We start from the raw sequence: 20,851 nt of genomic DNA on the forward strand, positions 1-20,851 counted from the left end.
GCGCAGCGGGCGCAGGCGTCGTGGGGCGCTGCGCGCTCGAATCCCTCGAGTGGCCTCGTGGACGACGGCGCAGCACCCGACGTGACGTGGCTGCATTTCCCCGGAGAAGCTCTTGAACAAACCCAATACGGCCTGGCTCCACAGCCTTGCACTCATCATTGCCGCGTACTGCGGCACGCCCTGGGCCATCGCGCAGTCGGCCAGCCGCCCGCCCGCAAGGATTCTTGTGGGCTTCTCGCCTGGCGGGACACTCGATGTCGTCGCGCGCGCGCTTGCGGATCAACTGCATGAGCCGCTCGATCGCACCGTCGTGGTGGAGAACAGGCCCGGAGCCGGCGGAAGGATCGCGATCGATGCGCTGCGTGCCGCCCCCGCCGACGGAAGCGTGGCCATGCTGTGTCCGGACTTCCTGCAATCGATCTATCCCTTCGTCTTCAACAAGCTCAACTACGCTGCGCAGCGGGATATCCTGCCAGCGTCGACGGTGGTCGAGTTTGCGATGGCGCTGGCTGTACCCGCATCCTCGCCCGTCAAGACCTTTGCCGAATATGCCCCCTGGGTGCGTGCCCATCCCGAGCATGCCAACTTCGGCCATGCCGCATCGGGAGGCCCGACGCATTTCCTGGGATTGCAGATTGCCAAAGTCATCGGAACACCGCTACAGGACGTGCCGTTTCAGGGCGCTGCCCCGATGATCGTGAACCTTGTCGGCGCCAATGTCGCAGCGGGAAGTTCGACCGTCGGAGACTTTGCACAGCACCACAATGCCGGCAAGCTTCGCGTGCTGGCCGTGACCTCCGCGCAACGCTCGCCGCTTCTGCCCGGCGTTCCAACCTTCGGCGAGCTTGGCCGCAAGGAGCTCACCGCGGTGGGCGTATTGGCCATATGCCTGCCTCCCGGAACGCCTGCGGTCGTTGTCTCCGAATGGAGCGCCGCGATCCGAAAAGCCGTTGCAACCGAGCAGTTCGCGCGCAAGATCCGCACGCTCGGCTTTGTGGAGACGGCAAGCTCGCCGGCCGGGGCTCGCGCCAGGTTCGACGAAATGCAAGCCTTCTGGGAGCCCGTGGTCAAAGCTTCGGGATTCAAGGCGGACTAGGGCCGCGGCGGCGCCGGAGGCGGCAAGCCAGGGGCGCGACAGTGCGCGCATCGGCCGCGGGATCAGCCAGGGCCGTCGCTCGCGGCTGCGAGCAGCGGCACCAGGATATCGCTGATCGGCGTCGGGACGCCCAGAGCCCGACCGCGACGCGCGACCACACCATTGCGAATATCCCACTCGAGCGGCCGCCCGGCTTCGCGATCCGTGAGGATGGAGGTGCCCATGTCTGCGGGCGATGACTGGAACTTGTCGAGAATCTCCTGCGGCGCTGCGTCGTCGAGCTCCACACCCTCGGCGCGGGCCACGGCCAGACATTCGCGCAAATAGGCAAGGGCGAGCTCGGCGATATCGGTGCGGCCGAACATGCCGCTACGGCGCTGCGTAAGCACCATGAGCCCGGCCACCGCGTTCTGCAGCAGCTTGCGCCAGACCAGCGCGCGAAAGTTCGTGGCCAGCTCGACGCGGCACCGTGTGCCTTGCAGCGCCTGGGCCGCCGCACGGGCGTGCGGCGTGTCCGGCAGGCTCAGGCGCATGTCCGCCCGCAAGCGCACCGAGCCGTCGGATTGCGCTTGCACGGGGAACCACACGACGGCGGGAACGAACCGCCCGGGTCGGGCGTGCAGGGCGATCCCCTCCAACTGCTCGACGCCGTTTTGCAAGACGCACACCACGGTCTTCGGGCCACTCAACGCGGCCAGCCATTCTTTCGCCGCCTCGACCTGTGTCGCCTTGACCGCCAGGAAGACGAGGTCGACCGTTCCCGCGATTTGTGCGGGATCCACCCGGACCGGACCCGAAACGGTGACGAGGCGATCGCCGTCGTGCAGCGTCAGGCGCTCCCGGGGGGTGCGGCCGCACAGCAGCGGTGTGCGGCCGGCTTCGTGCAGCGCCGCCGCGATCGCGGTGCCGATGGCACCGGGACCCACCACAGCCACCGATGCAGCCCTTGTTGTGTTCATGAACACAGACTCCTTCAAGCCTCTTGGTCGGCGCTCGTGCACGCCATGCTTGCGCGTGCCGCGAGCGCAATGTAATCTATTACCTATTATGAATGAAGATGGTAATGGAGTTTCAGAGAGCGGGCGCCGCTTGTTGCAATGGATCGGAAGCATCCAGGCCCGAACGGGCGATCTGGCTGCCAGCGAAGCGAAGGTCGTCGCGCTCTTGCTCGCCGATCCCTTGTTCGTCGGCGCGAGCACGACCGCGCAGGTGGCTGCCCGCGCTGGCGTCTCGCCGCCGAGCGTGATCCGCGCCGCGCGTGCGATCGGCTTCAGTGGCTTCACCGAACTGAAGATCGAGATCGCTCGTGCCCGCGGTACCACCGGGTTCTTCGCGCCGTCTGGCGTGCTCACCGCGGGTGCGACGACTGCGGCGGTGCTCGAGGCCTCGATTCGCGCCGGCACTGATGCCCTGACCGCGCTCGGCGGCGCCCTGGCGCTGCCGGCGCTCGAGCAGGCGGTCGGCACCATCGAGCACGCGCGCCAGGTGATCGCATTCGGAGCCGGCCCCTCGGCGACGGTCGCCGCCGATGCGGTCTTCCGACTGCGCGCGGTCGGGGTGACGACCATCGGCATTGCGGACCATCTGTCGGCAATGATCGCGGCGCGGCTCCTGGGGCCCGGTGATGTCGTGATCGCGGTCAGTTCGACCGGACGCACCTCGACAACGCTCGCCGTCGCCGATGCGGCGTCTTCGGCCGGCGCTTTGCTCATCGCCATCACCAACCAGTACGGCACACCGCTGGCGACCCTCGCGAACATCGCGCTCGTCGTCGGCGGCGCACCACTGACGACCCAGATGGCGGCGGCCGGCAGCCGGCTGGCGCAGCTTGTGGTGATCGATGCGTTGGCCGCGGCGTTGGCTCTGCGCGACCCCCAGCGCAGCCGTCGCGCGGAACGCGCGGGCATCGACCTGCCCGATATCGCCTGATGCCACCCGGTACCGTTGCGATGGTCCTCGCCGCGGCGGTCGCCCACGCGGTGTGGAACCTGGCCTCGAAGTACAAGCGCGGGGATGCCTTGCTGTTTGTCTGCGCCTATACCTGCGCGTCGGCGCTGCTGTGCGTCCCGATCGGCATCGTCTTCATGGCGAAAGGGCAGCAGGTGCTCGACTGGCGGCTCGCGGCGGGCGCCGCCGTTTCGGCGGTGTTGCACACCGCTTACTCCCTGACCTTGCAGGCCGGCTACGACCGCGCCGAGCTGGGGGTGATTTATCCGGTTGCCCGCGGCACCGCCCCGGTCATCTCGATGTTGTGGGCGATCTCCCTGCTGGGCGAGCAACTCACCGTGGCCGCGATGTTCGGCGCTTCGCTCGTCGTGGCGGGCGTTCTCGTCGTCACCGGCAACCCGTTCAGAGGCGCAAGCCGCCGGCCGCTGCAGGGCCTGCTGTGGGGCGCCGCGACGGGGGCGACCATCGCCGCGTACACGGTCTGGGACGGCTACTCGATCGTCGCGCTGCACCTGGCGCCCGTGAGCTACTACGCAGCCACGCTGCTGCTGCAGAGCCTGATCCTGTTTCCCGGTGTATTGCGCCGGCGCCATCGCATTTGGGCGGCCATCCGTGTTGATGCGGTACCGATTCTGATCGTGGCGGTGTTCTCCCCGCTCGCTTACATCCTCGTGCTCACCGCCATGCGGGAGGCGCCGGTGGCACTCGTCGCGCCGCTGCGCGAGTCGTCGATCGTCATCGGATCGCTCGTCGCGTGCAGACTGTTTCGCGAGGGGCATCTCGCGCGCCGCATCGCCGGCGCGGTGATCGTGCTGGCCGGGATCGCGGCGATCAGTTTTTGAGGACTTCGTCGGGCCCGCTCTGCACGCGGTCTCGGGATCTTTCGATCTGCCGTGGCCAGGCTCGCGCGTTGTGAGAATTCCTCGTGTGTCGCAGGGACGCGCCCGCAGACAAACGTTCTTCTTTTCCGCTTCGACGTGTCGAAGGTCTCGTCAGGACGGGGCACCGCCTGGTAGCACTCAGGTGATGCTCATCTCCAGCGGCGTGGTCTGGAACGCCAGCTGCCGCCAACGGCCTTCGTCGCGCGTCCAGACCTGCATGACACGCGAGTCGATGCGCACCGTGCCGCTGCCATCCTTGCGCACGGCCACCAGCAACTGGCGTCCGGTCATGAGCGCCGACGTGCCCAGCACCCGCACCTTCAGGTCCGAGCGCTCGATCTGCTGGTACCTCACGTGCGTGCCGCCCGAGCGGAAGTAGCTTTCGTAGTCGTCGAGCTGGCCCTTGGCATGCACGTGCGTGAGGCCGGGGTGCAGGATCTCGCGCAGCCGCGCGAAGTCGACGCGTTTCATGGCTTCGCAGCGCTGTGCTTCGAGGTCGAGCAGCAGCGCTTCGTCGGCGCTGGAGGAGGAGGGAGCGGCGTTCATCGGAGGCTTTCAAGAAAAATCAATCGAGCGCCATGCCCAGCCGCGCGCATGCGCGATGAAGCAAGGCCCTGATTTCGCCGATGTCCTTCGCCACGCCGTAGACGACATGGTCCGGTCGCACCAGCGCGGCGCCGCAGCCGTTTCGCTCGAACCATTGCGCCAGCAGTCCATCGACTTCCACGAGCGCGAGAACGCCCGCCACAGGGGCTTCATCGCCCGTGCAGACGACCACCTGCGCCTGCAGCGCAGCCAGCGCCTCCTGCCATTGCGCCAGCAATGCGGCGGCGGGGGCGGCGCGCAGCACGAGCAGGAAGCCCGGCGGCGCGAGGTCGTCCATCCTCTGCGCGTCGCCCACCGTGGCGGCGCCGGCAATGCGCACGACGGGCTGGGGAAATGGCGTGCCCTGCGGCGTTTCGGCGCTGTCGATCAGGCCGTGGCGGATGCCCGGCAGCAGGCTATGGCGCAGTTGCACCTTCACCCGGTTGCCCTGTTGTGCGCGCAGTTCGCGATCGCGCTGCATCGCACGCGCCGGATCGCGCTCGCAGATGATCTGCCCCAGGCGCTTCACGGTGGCGGTGACTTCCTCGACCTGCGGGCCGCGCTCGGCGCCGTAGCTGTCCAGCAGGCTGTCGGGTGCGCGGCCGTCCAGCACCGTGTCCAGCTTCCAGGCGAGGTTGAGCGCGTCGCGCAGTCCCTGGCACATGCCCTGCGCCAGAAAGGGAGGCATCTGGTGTGCGCTGTCTCCGGCGAGCAGCACCGGTCCCTTGCGCCATTGCTCCAGCACCACGGCGTGAAAGCGGTAGGTGGCCGCGCGCCAGATCCGCGCATCCATCGGCGCGAGCCAGGGCGCCAGCAGCTTCCATATCGCGTCGTGCGGCATCTCGCGCTGCTCGGCTTCGTCCGGCATCAGCAGGAACTCCCAGCGGCGGTGCGTGCCGGGGCCGACCACGTAGGTGCAGGGCCGGGAAGGATCGCAGTACTGGATGTTGGTGGCGGGCAGGTCCGCCAGCCTGGATTCGTGCACGTGCATGTCCACGACGATCCACGGCTCGTCGAAGTCGAGGCTCTTCAGGCGCAGGCCCAGCCGCTTGCGCGTGGGGCTGGCGCCACCGTCGCAAGCCACCACATAGCGAGCCCGCACCCGCGAGATCTCGCCTTGCGGCGTGCGCACCGTCAGCACGGCGCCGCCTTCGGCGTCTTCCTGCTGCACGTCCGTCACTTCGTGGCCGAGGCGGACCTGCACCGTGGGCAGCGCCGCGACGGCGTCGCGCAATGCGGCTTCGAGTGCCGGCTGGTTGAAGGTGTAGGAGGGGGCCCAGGCGAGCGGATAGGGGGAGGGCCCCATGTCGAAATGCTGGATCGGCTCGCCATCGCATCCCTGGTAGAGGGTGGGCCGGTACGGCGTCATGTGCGCGGCCAGCGCACCCGCGATGCCCAGCTGCTGGAAGGTGCGCATCGCCTCGTGGTCGAGCGCGAAGGCGCGTGGCAGCGGGTAGACCTGGTCCGACTTGTCGAAGACGGCCACGCGCCGACCTCGCTGCCCCAGCAGTGCGGCAAGCGAGGCGCCCACGGGGCCGAAGCCGACGATGGCGACGTCAAGGGTGTCGTTGAGGGAGGAATGCATTAGGTCGTTTGTGCAGAATAATTGAATTGTGCATAAAATACTTGAACGTGCATTCAGGGTTCATACCGATGCGACGGTGGGCATGGGGAAGAAAATGCACAAAACTGCAAATTGTGCATTTTTTAAAAGGAGACAAGATGTCGACGATGAAAGCCGCGCGCCTTCACAAGGTAGGCGCCCCCATGGAAATCGAGCAACTGCCCATTCCGCAGCCCGCGGCCAACGATGTGCAAGTCCGCGTGAGGGCCTGCGGCATCGTGCCCAACCTGGGCAACATCCTGGCCAATTGGACCACCTGGTTCCCGGAACTGCCGCTGCCGCCGCTGCCCGCGGTGTTCGGCCTGGACCCGGCGGGCGAGGTCACCGCGGTGGGATCGCACGTGCATGCCTGGAAGCCGGGCGACCGCGTGTACGTCAACCCCAGCCTGTACTGCGGCGGCTGCCGGGCCTGCCGCGGCGGCGACCTGATCAACTGCACGCACTATGCCTTCAGCGGCTACTTCGGCTTCTCTGAGCACTCGCTCAAGCTCTACAAGAACTATCCCAACGGCGGACTGGCCGAATACATGATCGCGCCGCAGTACGCCCTGGTGAAGTTGCCCGACAACGTCAGCTTCAACCAGGCCGCGCGCTTCGGCTACTTGGGCACCATGTACTCGGCCATGCGCAAGGCGGGCATCGGGCCGGGCAAGAGCATGCTCGTCAACGGCGTCAGCGGCACACTGGGCATCGGTGGCGCGCTGTTCGGCTTGGCCATGGGCGCCACGCGCATCCTCGGCACCGGGCGCAACGCTGAACTGCTCGCCCGGGTGAAGGCGCTGGCGCCCGATCGCATCGAGGTGTTCTCCAATGCCGGCGGCGAAGCCATCGACGCCTGGGCCAAGGCGCGCACGGGGGGCCTGGGCGTGGACACTTTCATCGATGCCCTGGGCCCCGGCGCGCCGCACGAGACGATGCAGCAGGGCATCCGTGCGCTCAAGCGAGGTGGCCGTGCCTTCAACATCGGCGCCATCGCCGGCATGGTCGGGCTGGACCTGCACACCATGATGGACGACCAGCAGAGCATCGAGGGCTCGGCCTGGTTCACCGCCGGCGAAGGCCAGGACATTGCCGACATGGCCGAGGCCGGAACGCTGGACCTCTCCATCTTCGAGCACGTCTGCCATCCGCTGGAGCGCGTGAACGAGGCCATCTCGGGCATCGCGAGCCGCAACGGCGGCTTCAGCAACTTCGTCATCAATCCCTGAGAGGCGCACATGAAAGTCAGACGTGTGGTGGCAGGGACATCGGTCGACGGCCGCTCCCGGGTGTTCGAGGACACGGCGGCTGCGCGCGCCGTCGAATTCGAGAGTTCGCCCGGCTTTGCGGCGACGCTGTTGTGGGCCACGGACGGCACGGGGCAGGTCGGGCCAGGCGCGCCGCGCGACCGCACCCGCTCGGCCACCTTCGTGCCGGGGCAGGGGGAAACACTGCTCATGTTCGTGACCTTCCCGCCCGACAGCGTGATGACGCGTGCCGACTTCGACGGCGCGGCATTCGGTGCCGAGTTCGCGCAAAAGATCCCCGGGCTGGCCGAGGCCTTCGAAGTCGACCATCCCGGCATGCACACCACGGACAGCATCGACTACGACGTGGTGCTCGACGGGGAGATCACGCTGGAACTGGACGACGGCGCGCAGGTTGCGCTGCGCCGGCACGACGTGGCCGTGCAGCACGGCAACCGCCATGCCTGGCGGAACCTGAGCGACAAGCCCGCCACGATGCTGTTCGTGCTGATGGGGGCGAAGCGCACGGCGTGAGCCGGGGACCGCGGCATGGTCCGCTGCGCCGATGACCGCGGCATGGTCCGCTGCGCCGATGACCGGCTCAGGCCGGCCGCAGGCGCGCGCCGGCCAGCATCGCGATCTCGTCCAGCAGTTCTTCGAGGGCCACGCGGATGAAGTCGAGCGTCGGCGCATCGGCCAGCCGGCCGTCCTGGATGCGCGAGGCCACGTTGGCGATGGCCACGTGCTGGCGCGCCAATGGGCGCGCCAGCGTGGCGGCCAGTGCGTCGCGGATCTGCGCCTGCGCCCGCACGCCGCCGGCGGTGCCGGGCGACGCGGTCATGATGAGCGCCGGCTTGCTCCTGAGCGGCGAGGCGAAGCCCGGCCTGGAGGCCCAGTCGATGGCGTTCTTCAGCACGCCCGGCATGCCGTAGTTGTATTCGGGCGAGCACAGCACGAGGCCGTCGGCGCCTGCAATGGCGTTCTTGAGCCGTGCCACGGGTTCGGGCGGGGCGTCGCGTCGAGGTCGGCGTTGTAGGGCGGAATGTCTTCGAGCGTGACGATCCGCACCGTCACGCCGGGTGGCAGCAAGGGTTGCAGGCTGCGCAGCACGGCCGTGCAACTCGAGGCCCGGCGAAGGCTGCCGGAGATGGCGACAAGCTGCGCGGTGGGGTGGTCGTCGTTCTTCAAGGTGTTCGGCTCCGGTTTTTGGGCGAGGGGAGTTTATGCATAAAATCGAAACCATGTACAAAAAAGAACCGACCGCCGACCGGGCGCTTCCGCTCGTCGACCAGGCCTTCATCCGGTTGCGCCAGGATGTTCTGTCGGGCACCTATGGCGCTGGCGCGAAGCTCAAGCTCGACGAGCTCCAGGCCGCTTATGGTTTCTCTAGCAGCCCGTTGAGGGAGGCGCTGAGCCGTCTGGCGCAGGAAGGGCTGATCCGTTCCGACGAGCGTCGCGGCTTCCGCGTGGCGGACATCTCGCCGGAGGATCTCGCGGACATCAGCCGGATGCGCGTCATGCTCGACCTCCCGGCGCTTCGCGAGTCGATCGCGAATGGCGACGACGCGTGGGAAGCGATGGTGGTCGGCGCCTACCATCGGCTCGAGAAAATCGAGGGCCGCCTTGGTGATGGTCCCGTCGTGCTCGATGACGACTGGACCCAGGTTCACTCGGCCTTCCACGCCGCGCTGCTGGCGGCCTGCCCGTCGGAGCGCATGCGCAACTGGAGCGCGAGCCTTTTCGATCAAGCCGAGCGCTACCGCCGCTACTCGGCCCGCTTTCGCAAGGCGGCACGGCGCAAGTCCAACGAGCACCGCAAGATCATGGACGCCACCCTGCGCCGCGATGCGCAAACGGCCTGTGCGCTGCTGGAAGAACACATCCTCAGCACGCAGCGCAACGTGATGGCGGTGCTCGGCACGGCCGCGGAGCGGGCCGGCAAGAGCTAGCACCTGCTGCTTGCGGGTTGCGGTCCGTCATGCGCATGCGCATGCGAGTGCCGACGATGCCCAGGTAGCCGCCCCATACCCGCCTACCGGGCCCATGGGTACGCCCTTGGCGCGCGATAGATCGTCGGTGCCGGGATCGGGCAAGCCCGAGGTCTGGACCCGACCAGCGCCTTGACCTTCCGCGGGCACTTCAGCGCGAAGTTGCCTGCCCTTGCCGTCCACGGCAAGGGCGCAGGGACAGACCTTTCCACCTCCGCCTTTCAGGCGGCCTGCATGGCCGCATCAAGGGAGCCGCGCCTGCGCAAAGCACCTTCTTCGGCGATGGGTACGTTCTCTCCCCGTCACTGCAGCGGTCGCACCTGCCCCCGTGGAAACCACTATGCATGTATTTTGTTTTATGCACAAAAATCTATTCGTGCATTAAACTGAAAACTGAACACGGGTCGATGCCGCCCCGTTGTGCAACGCCCAATCCGAAAGAGTCAACGCATGAAACTGATGTCCTACTCACTCGCAGGCCGCGAAACCTGGGGCGCCGTCGTCGACGCCGGCGTGGTCGAACTGGCCGCCCGGACCGGCCACGCCACGCTGGCCGACTTCATCGCCAGCGCGGACTTCGCGCGCCGCGACGCACTGGTGGCGGGGCTCGCCGCCGATGTGCCGTTGTCCGACGTGCGCTACCTGCCGGTGATTCCGAAACCCGAGAAGATCATTTGCGCCGTGCGCAACTACATGGACCACCACCAGGAGGTGCTGGCCGCGGGCATGCATCGCGAGCTGTCCGAGCAGCCGCCGATCTTCCTGCGCGTGTGGCGTTCGCAGACGCCGCACGAAGGGCCGATCGTGCGCCCGCGCGTGTCCGAGTCGCTCGACTGGGAGGGCGAACTGGCGGTGATCATCGGCGAGGGCGGCCGCGATATCCAGGAGGCCGACGCCTGGAAGCACGTGGCCGGCTACAGCTGCTACAACGACGGCAGCGTGCGGGAATGGCAGTTCCACGCCAAGCAGATCGCCTCGGGCAAGAACTTCGAATCGACCGGCGGCTTCGGCCCGTGGATGGTCACGGCCGACGAGATCGCGCCGGGGCGCGAGCTCAAGCTCGAGACGCGCCTCAACGGCGAGGTGGTGCAGTCGAGCCACACGGGACACATGATCTTCCCGATTCCGCGATTGATTGCGTACGCGTCCACGATCTTCACGCTGGTACCCGGCGACGTGGTCATCACCGGCACGCCGGCCGGCGTGGGCTGGAGCAAGAAGCCCCCGCGCTTCATGAAGCCGGGCGACATCGTCGAAGTCGAGATCGAAGCCGTGGGCCTGCTGCGCAATCGCGTGGTGGCGCAAGACTGAGCGCCCGTCCTTCGGTCCGGCATCGTGCGAGACGCCCGCAAAAGGGCGCCGCCCCCCAGGAGACAAAACCTTGAAACGAAGAACCCTTCTGGCCGCCTGCGCGGCGACTGCCGCCGCGTGGCCGGCCTGCCAGGCCCTTGCGCAGGGCTACCCCGATCGAGCGGTGAAGCTCTACCAGGGCTTCGCGCCGGGCGGCAATGCCGATGCGATCGCCAGGGCCATCGGCGTCGAGATGGGCAAGGCGCTCGGTCGGCCGATCGTGGTCGAAGCGCAGCCGGGCGCGGGCGGCACCATTGCGGCAGCCTCGGTCGCGCGCGCCAAGCCCGACGGCTACACCCTTCTGCTGGCCACCGGCGGGCACGCGGTGGCGGGGGCGCTTTACAACACGCTGCCCTACAAGACCGTGGACGACTTCGAGGCCGTGTCCACCGTCACCTACTTTCCCTTCCTGATCGTCGTCAACGCCGGTTCGAAGGTGCAGGGGCTCGCCGAACTCGTCGCGCTGGCGAAGGCCGCGCCGGGAACGGTGGCGTACGGCACCGCAGGCATCGGGTCGACACACCATCTGGCCGGCGAACTGCTCACCAAGATGGCCGGCGTGTCGATGATGCACGTGCCCTACCGCGGCGATGCCGCATCCGTCACCGCGCTGCTCGGTGGCGAGGTGCCCTTCATCATCGCGCCGCCGACGGCGGTGCTTTCGACCATCCAGGCCGGCAAGCTGCGCGCCGTGGCGACGACGGGGCCGCAGCGCTGGCCGGGACTGCCGAAGGTACCGACGGTTGCGGAGCAGGGCATAGCGGGGTATGACGTGCGCTCGTGGGCGGGCATCCTGGCGCCGGCGGGCACTCGGCGCGCAATCGTCGATCGGCTCAACGCCGAGACTTTGCGTGCGCTGCAGGCTCCGTCGGTGCGCCAGCGCCTGGAGGACATGGGTGGCGAGGCACGCGGCAGCACGCCCGAGGAGATGAAGGCTCTGGTGGCACGGGAGCTGGAAAAGTGGACCCAGGTGGTCGCCGACGCAAGGATTCCCAGGCAATGAACGACCGTCCGAATGATTGGACGCATGAATGAACGAAAGACTCACGCCATGTCACTGATCGCGCTGCGCAAGCGAAGCCTCACCGTCGAGACCGTCTTCCACGAGGGCGGCCCACCGCCGCGCAAACCGCTGCGCATTGCCGCCGCGTGCGCGGTCGTCCGCAACCCCTACGCCGGCCGCTACGAGCCCGACCTGATGCCGTTCATGGCGGAACTGAGAAGCCTGGGCACCTCGCTGGCCGAGGAACTCGTGGCCACGCTGGGCAAGGACAACGTCGAGGCCTACAGCAAGGCGGCCATCGTCGGCGTTAACGGCGAACTCGAGCACGGCGCGGTCTGGCACGAGGCCGGCGGCTGGGCGATGCGCCAGGTGCTCGGCGAGCCCAAGGCCATCGTGCCCGCGGCCAAGGCGGTCGCAGCCACCGGCTACCGCCTGATGGTGCCGCTGCACTACATCCACGCTGCCTACGTACGCAGCCACTTCAACACCGTCGAGGTGGGCATCCAGGACGCGCCGCGGCCCGACGAGATTCTCTTCGCGCTGGTGATGGCCGACGGCGGGCGCATCCACTCGCGCCTGGGCGGCCTGACCAAGGACAAGGTCTCGGTGAACGACGGGCAGCGTTGAGCATGACGAACCACACCATGCGCGCCGTGCAGCTGTCCGAAACGGGCGGCCCCGAGGTGCTTCGGCTGGTCGACGTGCCGCTGCCCGATCCCGGCCCGGGCCAGGTGCGCGTCCGGGCCGCGGCCATCGGCGCGGGCGGTCCCGACGTGCTCATCCGCAACGGCACCTACAAGTGGATGCCGCCGCTGCCGGCCATTCCGGGCAACGAAATGGCGGGAATGGTCGATGCGGTCGGCGCGGGCGTCACGCGTCTGTCCGAGGGCGATCGCGTGCTCGTGAGCGCGCGCGAACTCGCGCAGCGCGGCGGCTGCTACGCCGAATGCATCTGCGTGAGCGAGTCGGCGCCTTTTGTGCTGCCGCCGGGGCTGGGCTTCGAGGACGCGGTGAGCTGGGCAACTTCCAGCTCGCTCTTGCGTTGCTTGCGAGCAATGGCAACCTGCGGGCGCAGACCATCCTCGTGCCGGGTGCGGCGGGCGGCGTCGCGACCGCGCTGGCGCAGGTTGCGCGCGCACGCGGGCTGCGCGTGATCGGCACCGCCTCGTCGGACGAGAAGCGCGCCTTCGCGCTGGAGAACGGCGTGAGCGAGGTCATCGATGGCGACCCCGCGACGCTGCCCGACCGCGTGATGGCGCTGACCGACGGGCGCGGCGCCGACCTGGCGTTCGACCATGTCGGCGGCGCGCTCTTCATTGCCTGCCTGCGATCGCTGGCGCCATTCGGCATGGCCGTTTCCTACAACATCCTCGCGGGCCCACCCGCGAACGACGTCTTCGGCGAACTGCGAAAGCTGCTCGGCAGGAGCCTGGCGATCCGCACGTTCTCGATCCACACCATCGACAGCGACATCGCGCAGCGCCGCGGCCTCATGGAGGAGGCCATCGCGCTGATGGCGGCGGGAAAGGTGCGCGCTGCGCGTGCCACCCGCATCCCGCTGGCCGAGGCGCGGCGCGCGCACGAGCTGCTGGACCACGGCAATTCGCTCGGCAAACTCGTCCTGATTCCCTGACTCCCCATCGAGGCCATCGTGAACGCACCCTACATTCCCAACCTGTCGCACTGCGGCATCTTCTGCCAGGACCTCGCGGTGATGAAGCGCTTCTACACCGGCGTGTTCGACATGCAGGAAACCGACCGGGGTGTCGGGGGCACCTTCCGGTACGAGCTCGTGTTCCTGAGCGGGCGCGACGACCAGCACCACCAGCTGGTGCTGGCCGGCGGCCGCGCCGTGGACGCGCCGAGCACCGTGATGCAACTGTCGTTCAAGGTGAAGACCATCGACCACCTGCGCGAGGCGCGGCGCCGCGCGTTGTCGCTGGGCGCGACGAAGATGCGCGGCCTGAACCATGGCAACGCCCTTTCCATCTACTGCATGGACCCCGAGGACAATACGGTCGAGGTCTACCTCGACACGCCGTGGTACGTCAGCCAACCGCATGGAGATCCTTTGGATCTGGACGACACCGACGATGCGATCTGGGCCCAGACGGAGCGTGCGGTCCGCGCGGACCCCAGCTTCATGCCCGCGGAAGAATGGGCCGCCCGTTTCGCCCGGCGCGGGGAAGCGCTGCGCGCCACACATCGATGAGCCTGTCCCGCCCGAGGTGGAGCGCAGCGGGGGGCGCGGATCGCCGCAGGAGGCAGGAGGCGCCCGACAAGCCGGCGACCTCGGTCCCGGCATGGGTGGGATCCAATCGCGCCCGTTGCGGTGGCTACCGGACAGAACGGATCCAGTCTCTGAAAAGCCTCACGGGCGCCTGCGCGGCCTTCAGCGGATCGCAGACCAGGTAGTAGCCGGACTCCGTTCTGGCGATGTGATCCACCGCAACGACCAGCCGCCCGCTGCGGATTTCGTCGTCCACGTAGGCGCGCTGCGCGATGGCGACCCCCAGGCCATCGGCCGCGGCCTGGTAGCACAGCGCGGCATTTGCAAGAGTGATGCCGTGCAGGCGCGGGAAATCTGCAAGGTCGGCCGAACTGAACCAGAGCGACCAGGCCTCTGGCCGCATCATCGAGTGCAGCAGGTTGGCTTGCAGCAGGTCGCGAGGTGCCTTCAGATGCCTGGCCAGGTGGGGCGCGCAGACGGGCAGGAATTCGTCGTCGAAGAGGTGGTCCAGCTCGACATCTCCCCACTCTCCCATGCCATGCCGGATCGCGCAGTCGGCGCCCTCCAGCCGGATGTCGTCGGCCCGTGCAATGGTCGAAATCTCGAGATCGATGTCGGGATGTTGCGCGTAGAAGCCGCGCAGGCGAGGTACCAGCCAACGGATGGCCAGGCTCGGCGTCACTTTCAGGCGTAGCCGCTTGTCCAGCCGGATATCGACCACGTCATTGAGCGCATCGTTCAGGCGATCGAAAGCATCCGAGACGCGGTGGGCCAGTCGTTTGCCCACCGCGGTGAGCTCGATCTCCCGGCCGGCTTTCTGAAACAGCTGCGCTCCGAGTCCGGTCTCCAACTGCTTGATCTGCTGGCTGACAGCACCGGGGGTCACGTGCAGCACCTGGGAGGCCCGAGTGATCCCCTTGGCGCGGCACACTGCATCGAACACCCGCAGCGGCCCCAGGAGCGCACGAAGGCTTTGCATTGCGTCCAGCGCGAAGGCGCAGCGAGCTCAGCGCTCGCTCGAACCTGCCGCCGCGACCGTGCCGCCCGCGTGCGTGGCGCCCGCGCGCTCGGTCAGGCAGATCATCGCGGCTGCGAGCAGCAATCCTGCCGCCAGACAAAGCCACGAGATATAGCTGCCGGAAATGTCAAAGAGCAGCCCTGCGAGGAATGGCCCGATGCCGGCGCCGATTGCCACCGTGGCATAGACGCCCCCGAAGAGGGTGCTGTAGAGGTTCAGCGGGAATTTTCGGCTCACCAGATAGGCTGCGAGGTCGAACTCCGCGCCGACCGCGAAGCCCGTCATGAGCAACCCGGGAAGCACCAGCGCCGAGTTGCCGGTCGCCAGAAGCAGCATGCCGGTCGCAGACAGCATGAAGAGCGTGGCCGACAAGCGCGCGGCGTCGAACATGTCCAGCAGAAAGCCGGTCACGATCCGTCCGACGATGACCGCCACGCCCAGGATGCTGGCGAGACCGGCGGCGCGGTTCGGGGAAAGCCCGAGATCGGTGAGCATCGGAACGACGTGCACGATCGTGCCGAAGATGCCGACCGAGCACAACAGGAAGACTGCGGCCATGCGGAAGAAGCGTGGATCCGCCAGCGCCTTCAGGTTACTTCCTGCCGGGGCGGGACGCGGTTTCTCCGCAGGGGCCGCGTCCGCGCCCCGCAGGAAGTAGGCGATCAACGGCAAAAGCGCAAGCACAATGGCCGCAAGGCCCAGGTAGGTGGCTCGCCATCCGAAATTGGCGATGGCCGGCGTGACGATCAACGGTATCAGGATGGCCCCCACACCGGTTCCGGTGATGGCGATGCCCAGCGCCAGCCCGCGTTGACGAGAAAACTTGCCCACAAGGATTCTCGTGAACGACAAAGGCGAGGTCGCACCACCGAGCAGTGTCAGAACAGTGACCAGCGCAAGGAAACTGGCCAAGCCTTGCGTCCACACCCCCAGAAGCAGGAACGACGCTGACAGGCCCACCAGGGAGAGCAGGGTGACGCGTCGCGCGCCGTAGCGGTCGATGACCTGCGCGATGAACGGCGCGGCGCAGCCCAGCAGCACGCTGCTGGTCAGCGACCCCAGGGAGGCCGTGCCCCGGGTCCATCCGAACTCCGCTGCGAGCGGCTTCAGAAACAGACCGGAACTGTAGAAGTACAGCGACGAGACGCCGCTGGCCAGGCCGAGGAAGCAACCCAGAACGTAGCGCCAATGCTGCCGCAGTTCTGAAGGTGAGGAAGGAGAGGGCGTCATGTGCGTATCCTTGAGACGAATTGAAATTGAACGCAGGAACGGCGGCCGTCGCCCTCGCCGAGAAGAATCTGGCAGCGCCATCGGCATGCACACACGGTCGAACGGCGCGCATTCGTCGTCAGCACTTCTGGATGCCAATGGTGCGGTTCAGCAATGCCTCTTCGCCGCTCAGCGCCGCTGCGGATCCGGCGTAGGCGGCCAGGCCCCGTTCCAGCACGATCACGTTGTCGGAAAACCCGAGAACGACATCCACGTGCTGCTCCACGATGATGCAGCCCACGCCGAGCTGGTCGCTCATCCGGACGATGGCATCCATCAACTCCTCGCGCACCATGGGCGCCAGGCCTTCCAGCGGTTCGTCGAGCAACAGGATGCGCGGCTGCCCGACGAGTGCGCGTGCCACGGACAGCATTTGCTGCTCGCCGCCGGACAACTGCGTGCCTGCGTTGCGCCGGCGTTCCTTGAGCCGCGGAAACAGCGCGTAGATCGGAGGCAGGGCAACGCCCGCCGAGCGTCCCTGCAAGCCCGACAGCAGGTTTTCCTCCACCGTCAACGAGGGGAAGATGTCGCGGCTCTGCGGGACGTAGCCCAGGCCGGCGCGCGCGCGTGCGAAGGTGCTCGCGTTGCTGATGTCGTCGGCGCCGAAATGAATGCGCCCCTTCATCAGGTCGGCCAGGCCCACGGCTGTCGCGAGGGTCGTGGTCTTGCCGGCGCCGTTGCGTCCGATCAGTCCGAGGCGCTCGCCTTCGCGTACGCTGAAGCTGAGGTGCTCGAGGACTGGCAGGGCGCCATAGCCGGCGGTGACGTCGTCGAATCGCAGTTCAGTGGTGGGCATGGCCGTCTCGTCCGAAGTAGATTTGCTTGACCTGCTCGTTGGCAGCGACTTCTTGCGGCGTTCCCTCACACATCACCGAACCGGCGACCAGGACGATGATGTGCGACGCGAACCGGAAAACCAGGTCCATGTCGTGCTCGATCAGCAGGACGGACAGATCCTTCGGCAAGCTTCCGATGGCGTCCATGATCCGGCCGCCCTCTCCCTGCGGCACGCCTGCGCCCGGTTCATCGAGGAGCAGCACCTGGGGCCGCATCGCGAGTGCCAGGGCGATCTCCGCAAGCCGTTGCTCGCCCAGTGCCAGTTGTCCCACCACCCGATGCGCATGGGGATGCAGCCCCAGCATGCCGAGTGTCTCGTCGACATCTTCCCGCACTCGTGCGGAACGCACGGGCGAGGGCCACCACTGCATCGAGGCCCGGTGCCGCTGCAGCACGGCAACCTTGACGTTGTCCGCCACCGTGAGTTCCTTGAACAGGCGGCTGATCTGGAACGTGCGAACGATGCCGCTGCGCACGCGTGCGTACTGCGGCAGCTGCACGATCGAGCGGCCGTCCAGCCGGATGTCGCCCGAGCGCGGGCGGATCGTCCCGCTCAGCAGATTGACCAGCGTCGTCTTTCCTGCGCCGTTGGGACCGATCAATGCCGTGCGGGCTCCCCGAGGCAGGGACAGCGTGACGTTCTGCGTGACCGCCAGGCCACCGAAGGAGTGGCTCAGGTTGTGGGTCTCGAGTCGGTGGTTCATCGTGCCACCCCGCTGCGACCAAGCCGTCTCGTATACGCCACCACGCGGTCCACGAGCCCGATCAAGCCTTCAGGCAGGACGATGAGCACGACGATCAGCATCGAGCCGATGAAGAACAGCCAGTGATAGGGGTTCAGCGTCGATGCGATGTGATGGATGGTCATGTACGCGACGGTGCCGAGCACGGCGCCTGACAGGCGCCGCGCTCCGCCCAGAACGATCATGACCACCACACCGGCCGACGTCGTGAAATCCAGCATGAAGAGGTTGGCCACCTTGCTCGTCTGTGCCGTCAATGCGCCAGCCAGCCCCGCCACGACACCGCCGACGGTGTAGACGGTCAGCAAATGCAGGTAGACGCGGCCGCCCAGCGCCTGAACCCGTCCGGGATCCTGCCGGATCGCCCTGGCCGTCAGGCCGAATGGCGACTCCACCAGGTTCCTCACCAGGAAGTACACGAGCACAAGCGCGCCCAAGGCATAGAAGTAGCCCGTGTGGCCCAGGAAGTTGAATTCCCAGATGCCCAGCAGCGGAGCGATGCTGAAGCCGGCAAGGCCATCGTCGCCGCCCGTGAGCCACCTGGCCCAGTTGGCCAGTTCAAGCAGCAGCTGTGCCACCGCGATGGTCAGCATGACCAGCGTGAGTTTGGTCGAGCGCAGCATCACGCGCCGCTCAGCAGTGCGATCGCGCCGCCGCCCAGACCGCCGAACAACAAGCCGACCATCGGATCCGCCGTGAGATACAGCGCCGTCCAGCCCGCCACGTAGGCGCCGCTGCCATATAACGCGGCCTGACCCAGGGTCGCGATGCCGGCCTGGCCCAGCACGAGACTGAGCGACAGCGCGAAGATGGACATGGTCGCCATGTTGGTGAGCAAGCCAAGGTCCTGCGGGAACAGCACGAAGGCCAGCAGCCCCACGATCGTCAGCACGAGCTCCCCGCGCAGTTGCATCCACGGGCGGGCGCGAGACGGTGCGGTCACCGTCCTGAGTGCACTGAGCGCGTTCATGCGTGCCTCCCGAAGAGCCCTTGCGGTCGAACCAGCAGGACGATGATCATCGTGAGGAAAAACGCAGCCGATGCGAGCTGCGGAACCATGTATTTCATCGAAGTTTCCACAATGCCCAGCAGCAACGCTGCAAAGAATGAGCCGAACAGATTTCCGTTGCCTCCCACGGCAACGACGGCCAGGAGGATCACCAGGTACTTGGAGGCGTAGGTCGGTTCCATGGGCAGCAGTTCTGCGCCGGCGATGCCTCCCAGCGCGGCGAGCGCCGCACCCATCGCAAAGGTGGCCGCGTAGATCTTCGTCGTGTCGATGCCGATGGCCCGTGCGATGGGTGCGTTGTCGACTGCGGCGCGTACCCGGATGCCGAAGGACGATCTGTCCACCGTCAGCCAAAGCACGGTGACGACCGCGAGCCCGCAGGCGACCACGACGAGGCGATGTCGAGGGATGGACCGAAAGCCCAGGTCGACCGTGCCGTTCAGCAGTTCCGGCAGCGCCACCGTTGTCACCGTGGAGCCGAACATCAGGTTCACCGCGGCCGTCGCCACGAACATCAGGCCGATCGTCACCAGCATCTGATCGAGATCGTCACGCCGATAGAAGCGCCGAAGCAGGAGGCGCTCGAACATCAGCGCAGCCAGTGCGACCAGCGCGATGGCCAGCACGAAGCCCAGCCAGATCGGCACGCCCAGGCTTTGCGGGATCGTGGCCGCGAAGAACCCGCCGAGCATCGCGAAGGCGCCATGGGCCAGATTCACCACCCGCATCAGGCCCATCGTCATCGACAGGCCCACCGTGATCATGAACAGGATCATCGCGTAGGCGACCCCGTCGATCAGAATGCTGCTAAGAAGCGCGAGAGACATGCTGCAGGCTCTGCGTTACTTGGCGGCGTTCTGGGAGCGGCCGTAGTCGGGCTGCATCTCGAACGTCCGGAACTCCCGGTTGACGTAGCGTCCCGACGGATCCTTTTCGACGACGCGCATGTAGACGTTCTGCACCAACTCACGGGAAGTCGGGTCGATCTTCACGGGGCCTCGCGGGCTTTCCCAGGAATGCCCCCTGGCGCTGGCAAGCGCCTTGGCGCCGTCCCGCTTCCCATCGGTCGCCTGGACCATGTGATAGATCACATGCAGGCCGTCATACGCGTTCGCGAGCTGGACGGTCGGAATGGCCTTGGGGGTCACCTCGCCGAGGGCCTTGATGAGCGACTTGTTCAGCGCAGAGTCGTGTGTTGCCGAATAGAACATGCCCGTCTCGATGCCCAGAAGGTCCGGGCCGATCGCTCGCAGCTGGTCCTCATCGGTCTCGGCGGTGCCGAGAAAGCGCACGCCGGCCGTCCTCAAACCAGCCTCGTTGTAGGCCTTGACCATCGCATAGGTCGCGGGACCGCCCGGGGCGAAGACGTAGAGGGCGTCGGGCTTGAGCGCCTTCACGCGCTGCATCAAAGGACCGAAGTCGGTGGTTTTCAGCGGCGCACGGATGGCCTCGAGCAGTTGGCCTCCGCCGCTGACGAACGCCGTGGTGAAGGCCTTCTCGGCGTCCAGGCCCGGACCAAAGTCGCTGACCAGCGTGACGACATTCCTGACGTTCTTCTCCAGTGCGTACTTGGCCACGGGCACCGCCATTTGCGGCAAGGTGTACGAAGTGCGCAGCAGGAAGTCCGATTTGTCCAGCAGCGAGGACGTCGATGCGTTGAAGATCACGACCGGTACCTTGGCCTCCTGCGCGAGCGCGGCCACCGCCAGGGTGTCGGGGGTGAAATAGAGCCCGGCGATGTACTGGGCGCCCTCCTTGACGATCAGTTCCTGTGCCAGGGCCTTGGCTTGCGCCGGGTTGATCTCCGGCAGGTCGCGATAGACGACTTCGATCGTGTGTTTGCCCACGGTCGTGCCGTTGAGCTTCTGGTATGCCTTGGTCGCACCTTCCCAGGTTTGCCCCACGGCCGAGAACGGGCCGGACATCGGCGCGATGACGCCGACCTTGATGACGTCGGCGCGGGCCTGAAAGCCCATCGTCGCGAGTGAAACCGCCAGGGCGGCAACGAATTTGATGCTCATTCTTTTCTCCAGGTGGTGGGGCGT

At 67.1% G+C, this 20,851-nt stretch carries 24 protein-coding genes; 12 read left to right on the forward strand and 12 right to left on the reverse strand.

Translation table 11 applies throughout. From position 1 onward, the window contains the following. Positions 1-112 precede the first annotated feature (112 nt). Positions 113-1,096 (forward strand): Bug family tripartite tricarboxylate transporter substrate binding protein, encoded by a 984-nt coding sequence (locus BMG07_RS05670; protein WP_198083731.1) that lies wholly within the window; start codon positions 113-115, stop codon positions 1,094-1,096. A 62-nt stretch (positions 1,097-1,158) separates the two neighbouring features. On the opposite strand, the gene BMG07_RS05675 is transcribed toward BMG07_RS05670, so the two are convergent. Then, positions 1,159-2,055: an oxidoreductase gene (locus tag BMG07_RS05675; RefSeq protein WP_198083732.1), complete on the reverse strand. Its 897-nt coding sequence runs from the start codon at positions 2,053-2,055 to the stop codon at positions 1,159-1,161. A gap of 130 nt (positions 2,056-2,185) precedes the next feature. On the opposite strand from BMG07_RS05675, the gene BMG07_RS05680 reads away from it, so the two are divergent. Further along, on the forward strand, positions 2,186-3,025 hold the full coding sequence (locus BMG07_RS05680) for a MurR/RpiR family transcriptional regulator (RefSeq protein WP_269758678.1): 840 nt from the start codon (positions 2,186-2,188) through the stop codon (positions 3,023-3,025). A gap of 20 nt (positions 3,026-3,045) precedes the next feature. After that, the gene (locus tag BMG07_RS05685; protein WP_269758679.1) at positions 3,046-3,885 is read left to right on the forward strand and encodes a DMT family transporter; all 840 of its coding nucleotides are present in this window, start codon (positions 3,046-3,048) and stop codon (positions 3,883-3,885) included. 177 nt (positions 3,886-4,062) lie between these two features. Here the strand turns inward: BMG07_RS05685 and BMG07_RS05690 are convergent, their stop codons facing one another. After that, positions 4,063-4,470 carry a nuclear transport factor 2 family protein gene (locus BMG07_RS05690; RefSeq protein ID WP_198083735.1) on the reverse strand — a complete coding sequence of 136 codons (408 nt, stop codon included), beginning with the start codon at positions 4,468-4,470 and terminating at the stop codon, positions 4,063-4,065. Between the two features lie 19 nt (positions 4,471-4,489). Then, the gene (locus tag BMG07_RS05695; RefSeq protein WP_198083736.1) at positions 4,490-6,094 is read right to left on the reverse strand and encodes a bifunctional 3-(3-hydroxy-phenyl)propionate/3-hydroxycinnamic acid hydroxylase; all 1,605 of its coding nucleotides are present in this window, start codon (positions 6,092-6,094) and stop codon (positions 4,490-4,492) included. 137 nt (positions 6,095-6,231) lie between these two features. Here BMG07_RS05695 and BMG07_RS05700 point away from each other — a divergent pair, with 137 nt between their 5' ends. Further along, positions 6,232-7,341 carry an alcohol dehydrogenase catalytic domain-containing protein gene (locus tag BMG07_RS05700; RefSeq protein WP_198083737.1) on the forward strand — a complete coding sequence of 370 codons (1,110 nt, stop codon included), beginning with the start codon at positions 6,232-6,234 and terminating at the stop codon, positions 7,339-7,341. A gap of 9 nt (positions 7,342-7,350) precedes the next feature. After that, positions 7,351-7,893: a cupin domain-containing protein gene (locus tag BMG07_RS05705; protein WP_198083738.1), complete on the forward strand. Its 543-nt coding sequence runs from the start codon at positions 7,351-7,353 to the stop codon at positions 7,891-7,893. Positions 7,894-7,960: 67 nt separating this feature from the next. On the opposite strand, the gene BMG07_RS05710 is transcribed toward BMG07_RS05705, so the two are convergent. Then, positions 7,961-8,659 carry an NAD(P)H-dependent oxidoreductase gene (locus BMG07_RS05710; RefSeq protein WP_307866879.1) on the reverse strand — a complete coding sequence of 233 codons (699 nt, stop codon included), beginning with the start codon at positions 8,657-8,659 and terminating at the stop codon, positions 7,961-7,963. On the opposite strand from BMG07_RS05710, the gene BMG07_RS05715 reads away from it, so the two are divergent. From BMG07_RS05715 to BMG07_RS05740, 7 genes are all read left to right on the forward strand, one after another. After that, a complete protein-coding gene (locus tag BMG07_RS05715) occupies positions 8,583-9,308 on the forward strand; it encodes a GntR family transcriptional regulator (RefSeq protein ID WP_198083739.1) in 726 nt (241 codons plus the stop codon). The genes BMG07_RS05710 and BMG07_RS05715 overlap by 77 nt on opposite strands. Positions 9,309-9,797: 489 nt before the next feature. After that, a complete protein-coding gene (locus BMG07_RS05720) occupies positions 9,798-10,658 on the forward strand; it encodes a fumarylacetoacetate hydrolase family protein (RefSeq protein ID WP_198083740.1) in 861 nt (286 codons plus the stop codon). Positions 10,659-10,728: 70 nt separating this feature from the next. Continuing rightward, positions 10,729-11,700 (forward strand): tripartite tricarboxylate transporter substrate binding protein, encoded by a 972-nt coding sequence (locus BMG07_RS05725; protein WP_269758681.1) that lies wholly within the window; start codon positions 10,729-10,731, stop codon positions 11,698-11,700. A gap of 48 nt (positions 11,701-11,748) precedes the next feature. After that, positions 11,749-12,327, forward strand: a complete 579-nt coding sequence (locus BMG07_RS05730; protein WP_198083741.1) for an amino acid synthesis family protein — start codon at positions 11,749-11,751, stop codon at positions 12,325-12,327. Positions 12,328-12,329: 2 nt separating this feature from the next. After that, positions 12,330-12,854, forward strand: a complete 525-nt coding sequence (locus BMG07_RS41555) for an alcohol dehydrogenase catalytic domain-containing protein (RefSeq protein WP_269758682.1) — start codon at positions 12,330-12,332, stop codon at positions 12,852-12,854. Beyond that, complete coding sequence (locus BMG07_RS41560; protein ID WP_269758683.1) at positions 12,743-13,333, forward strand: zinc-binding dehydrogenase; 591 nt, start codon at positions 12,743-12,745, stop codon at positions 13,331-13,333. The genes BMG07_RS41555 and BMG07_RS41560 overlap by 112 nt, the downstream gene beginning before the upstream one ends. Before the next feature lie 18 nt (positions 13,334-13,351). Next, positions 13,352-13,912, forward strand: a complete 561-nt coding sequence (locus tag BMG07_RS05740; protein ID WP_198083742.1) for a VOC family protein — start codon at positions 13,352-13,354, stop codon at positions 13,910-13,912. Positions 13,913-14,036: 124 nt separating this feature from the next. On the opposite strand, the gene BMG07_RS05745 is transcribed toward BMG07_RS05740, so the two are convergent. From BMG07_RS05745 to BMG07_RS05775, 8 genes are all read right to left on the reverse strand, one after another. Continuing rightward, positions 14,037-14,909, reverse strand: a complete 873-nt coding sequence (locus BMG07_RS05745) for a LysR substrate-binding domain-containing protein (protein ID WP_198083743.1) — start codon at positions 14,907-14,909, stop codon at positions 14,037-14,039. A gap of 27 nt (positions 14,910-14,936) precedes the next feature. Next, positions 14,937-16,178, reverse strand: a complete 1,242-nt coding sequence (locus BMG07_RS05750; RefSeq protein WP_198083744.1) for an MFS transporter — start codon at positions 16,176-16,178, stop codon at positions 14,937-14,939. 118 nt (positions 16,179-16,296) lie between these two features. Further along, a complete protein-coding gene (locus BMG07_RS05755; RefSeq protein ID WP_198083745.1) occupies positions 16,297-17,013 on the reverse strand; it encodes an ABC transporter ATP-binding protein in 717 nt (238 codons plus the stop codon). Next, a complete protein-coding gene (locus BMG07_RS05760) occupies positions 17,000-17,758 on the reverse strand; it encodes an ABC transporter ATP-binding protein (protein WP_198083746.1) in 759 nt (252 codons plus the stop codon). The genes BMG07_RS05755 and BMG07_RS05760 overlap by 14 nt, the downstream gene beginning before the upstream one ends. Further along, positions 17,755-18,420: a branched-chain amino acid ABC transporter permease gene (locus BMG07_RS05765; RefSeq protein ID WP_269758684.1), complete on the reverse strand. Its 666-nt coding sequence runs from the start codon at positions 18,418-18,420 to the stop codon at positions 17,755-17,757. Before BMG07_RS05765 ends, BMG07_RS05760 begins: the two co-directional genes overlap by 4 nt. Next, positions 18,420-18,767: a hypothetical protein gene (locus BMG07_RS41565; protein ID WP_269758685.1), complete on the reverse strand. Its 348-nt coding sequence runs from the start codon at positions 18,765-18,767 to the stop codon at positions 18,420-18,422. Before BMG07_RS41565 ends, BMG07_RS05765 begins: the two co-directional genes overlap by 1 nt. Next, positions 18,764-19,633: a branched-chain amino acid ABC transporter permease gene (locus tag BMG07_RS05770; RefSeq protein ID WP_198083747.1), complete on the reverse strand. Its 870-nt coding sequence runs from the start codon at positions 19,631-19,633 to the stop codon at positions 18,764-18,766. The genes BMG07_RS41565 and BMG07_RS05770 overlap by 4 nt, the downstream gene beginning before the upstream one ends. 15 nt (positions 19,634-19,648) lie before the next feature. After that, entirely contained in the window at positions 19,649-20,827 is a 1,179-nt protein-coding gene (locus BMG07_RS05775; RefSeq protein ID WP_198083748.1) for an ABC transporter substrate-binding protein, read from the reverse strand. Between the last annotated feature and the right edge of the window lie 24 nt (positions 20,828-20,851).

The organism is Variovorax sp. E3 (genome assembly GCF_016082275.1).
Classification (GTDB): Bacteria; Pseudomonadota; Gammaproteobacteria; order Burkholderiales; family Burkholderiaceae_C; genus Variovorax.

Coding starts and splice junctions, on each gene's coding strand:
- BMG07_RS05730 (WP_198083741.1), top strand. CDS start 11,749: ATGTCACTGATCGCGCTGCGCAAGCGAAGCCTCACCGTCGAGACCGTC.
- BMG07_RS05775 (WP_198083748.1), bottom strand. CDS start 20,827: ATGAGCATCAAATTCGTTGCCGCCCTGGCGGTTTCACTCGCGACGATG.
- BMG07_RS05745 (WP_198083743.1), bottom strand. CDS start 14,909: ATGCAAAGCCTTCGTGCGCTCCTGGGGCCGCTGCGGGTGTTCGATGCA.
- BMG07_RS05690 (WP_198083735.1), bottom strand. CDS start 4,470: ATGAACGCCGCTCCCTCCTCCTCCAGCGCCGACGAAGCGCTGCTGCTC.
- BMG07_RS41555 (WP_269758682.1), top strand. CDS start 12,330: ATGACGAACCACACCATGCGCGCCGTGCAGCTGTCCGAAACGGGCGGC.
- BMG07_RS41565 (WP_269758685.1), bottom strand. CDS start 18,767: ATGAACGCGCTCAGTGCACTCAGGACGGTGACCGCACCGTCTCGCGCC.
- BMG07_RS05715 (WP_198083739.1), top strand. CDS start 8,583: ATGCATAAAATCGAAACCATGTACAAAAAAGAACCGACCGCCGACCGG.
- BMG07_RS05760 (WP_198083746.1), bottom strand. CDS start 17,758: ATGAACCACCGACTCGAGACCCACAACCTGAGCCACTCCTTCGGTGGC.
- BMG07_RS05720 (WP_198083740.1), top strand. CDS start 9,798: ATGAAACTGATGTCCTACTCACTCGCAGGCCGCGAAACCTGGGGCGCC.
- BMG07_RS05675 (WP_198083732.1), bottom strand. CDS start 2,055: ATGAACACAACAAGGGCTGCATCGGTGGCTGTGGTGGGTCCCGGTGCC.
- BMG07_RS05770 (WP_198083747.1), bottom strand. CDS start 19,633: ATGTCTCTCGCGCTTCTTAGCAGCATTCTGATCGACGGGGTCGCCTAC.
- BMG07_RS05695 (WP_198083736.1), bottom strand. CDS start 6,094: ATGCATTCCTCCCTCAACGACACCCTTGACGTCGCCATCGTCGGCTTC.
- BMG07_RS05755 (WP_198083745.1), bottom strand. CDS start 17,013: ATGCCCACCACTGAACTGCGATTCGACGACGTCACCGCCGGCTATGGC.
- BMG07_RS05750 (WP_198083744.1), bottom strand. CDS start 16,178: ATGACGCCCTCTCCTTCCTCACCTTCAGAACTGCGGCAGCATTGGCGC.
- BMG07_RS05710 (WP_307866879.1), bottom strand. CDS start 8,659: ATGAAGGCCTGGTCGACGAGCGGAAGCGCCCGGTCGGCGGTCGGTTCT.
- BMG07_RS05765 (WP_269758684.1), bottom strand. CDS start 18,420: ATGCTGCGCTCGACCAAACTCACGCTGGTCATGCTGACCATCGCGGTG.
- BMG07_RS05705 (WP_198083738.1), top strand. CDS start 7,351: ATGAAAGTCAGACGTGTGGTGGCAGGGACATCGGTCGACGGCCGCTCC.
- BMG07_RS05685 (WP_269758679.1), top strand. CDS start 3,046: ATGGTCCTCGCCGCGGCGGTCGCCCACGCGGTGTGGAACCTGGCCTCG.
- BMG07_RS05700 (WP_198083737.1), top strand. CDS start 6,232: ATGTCGACGATGAAAGCCGCGCGCCTTCACAAGGTAGGCGCCCCCATG.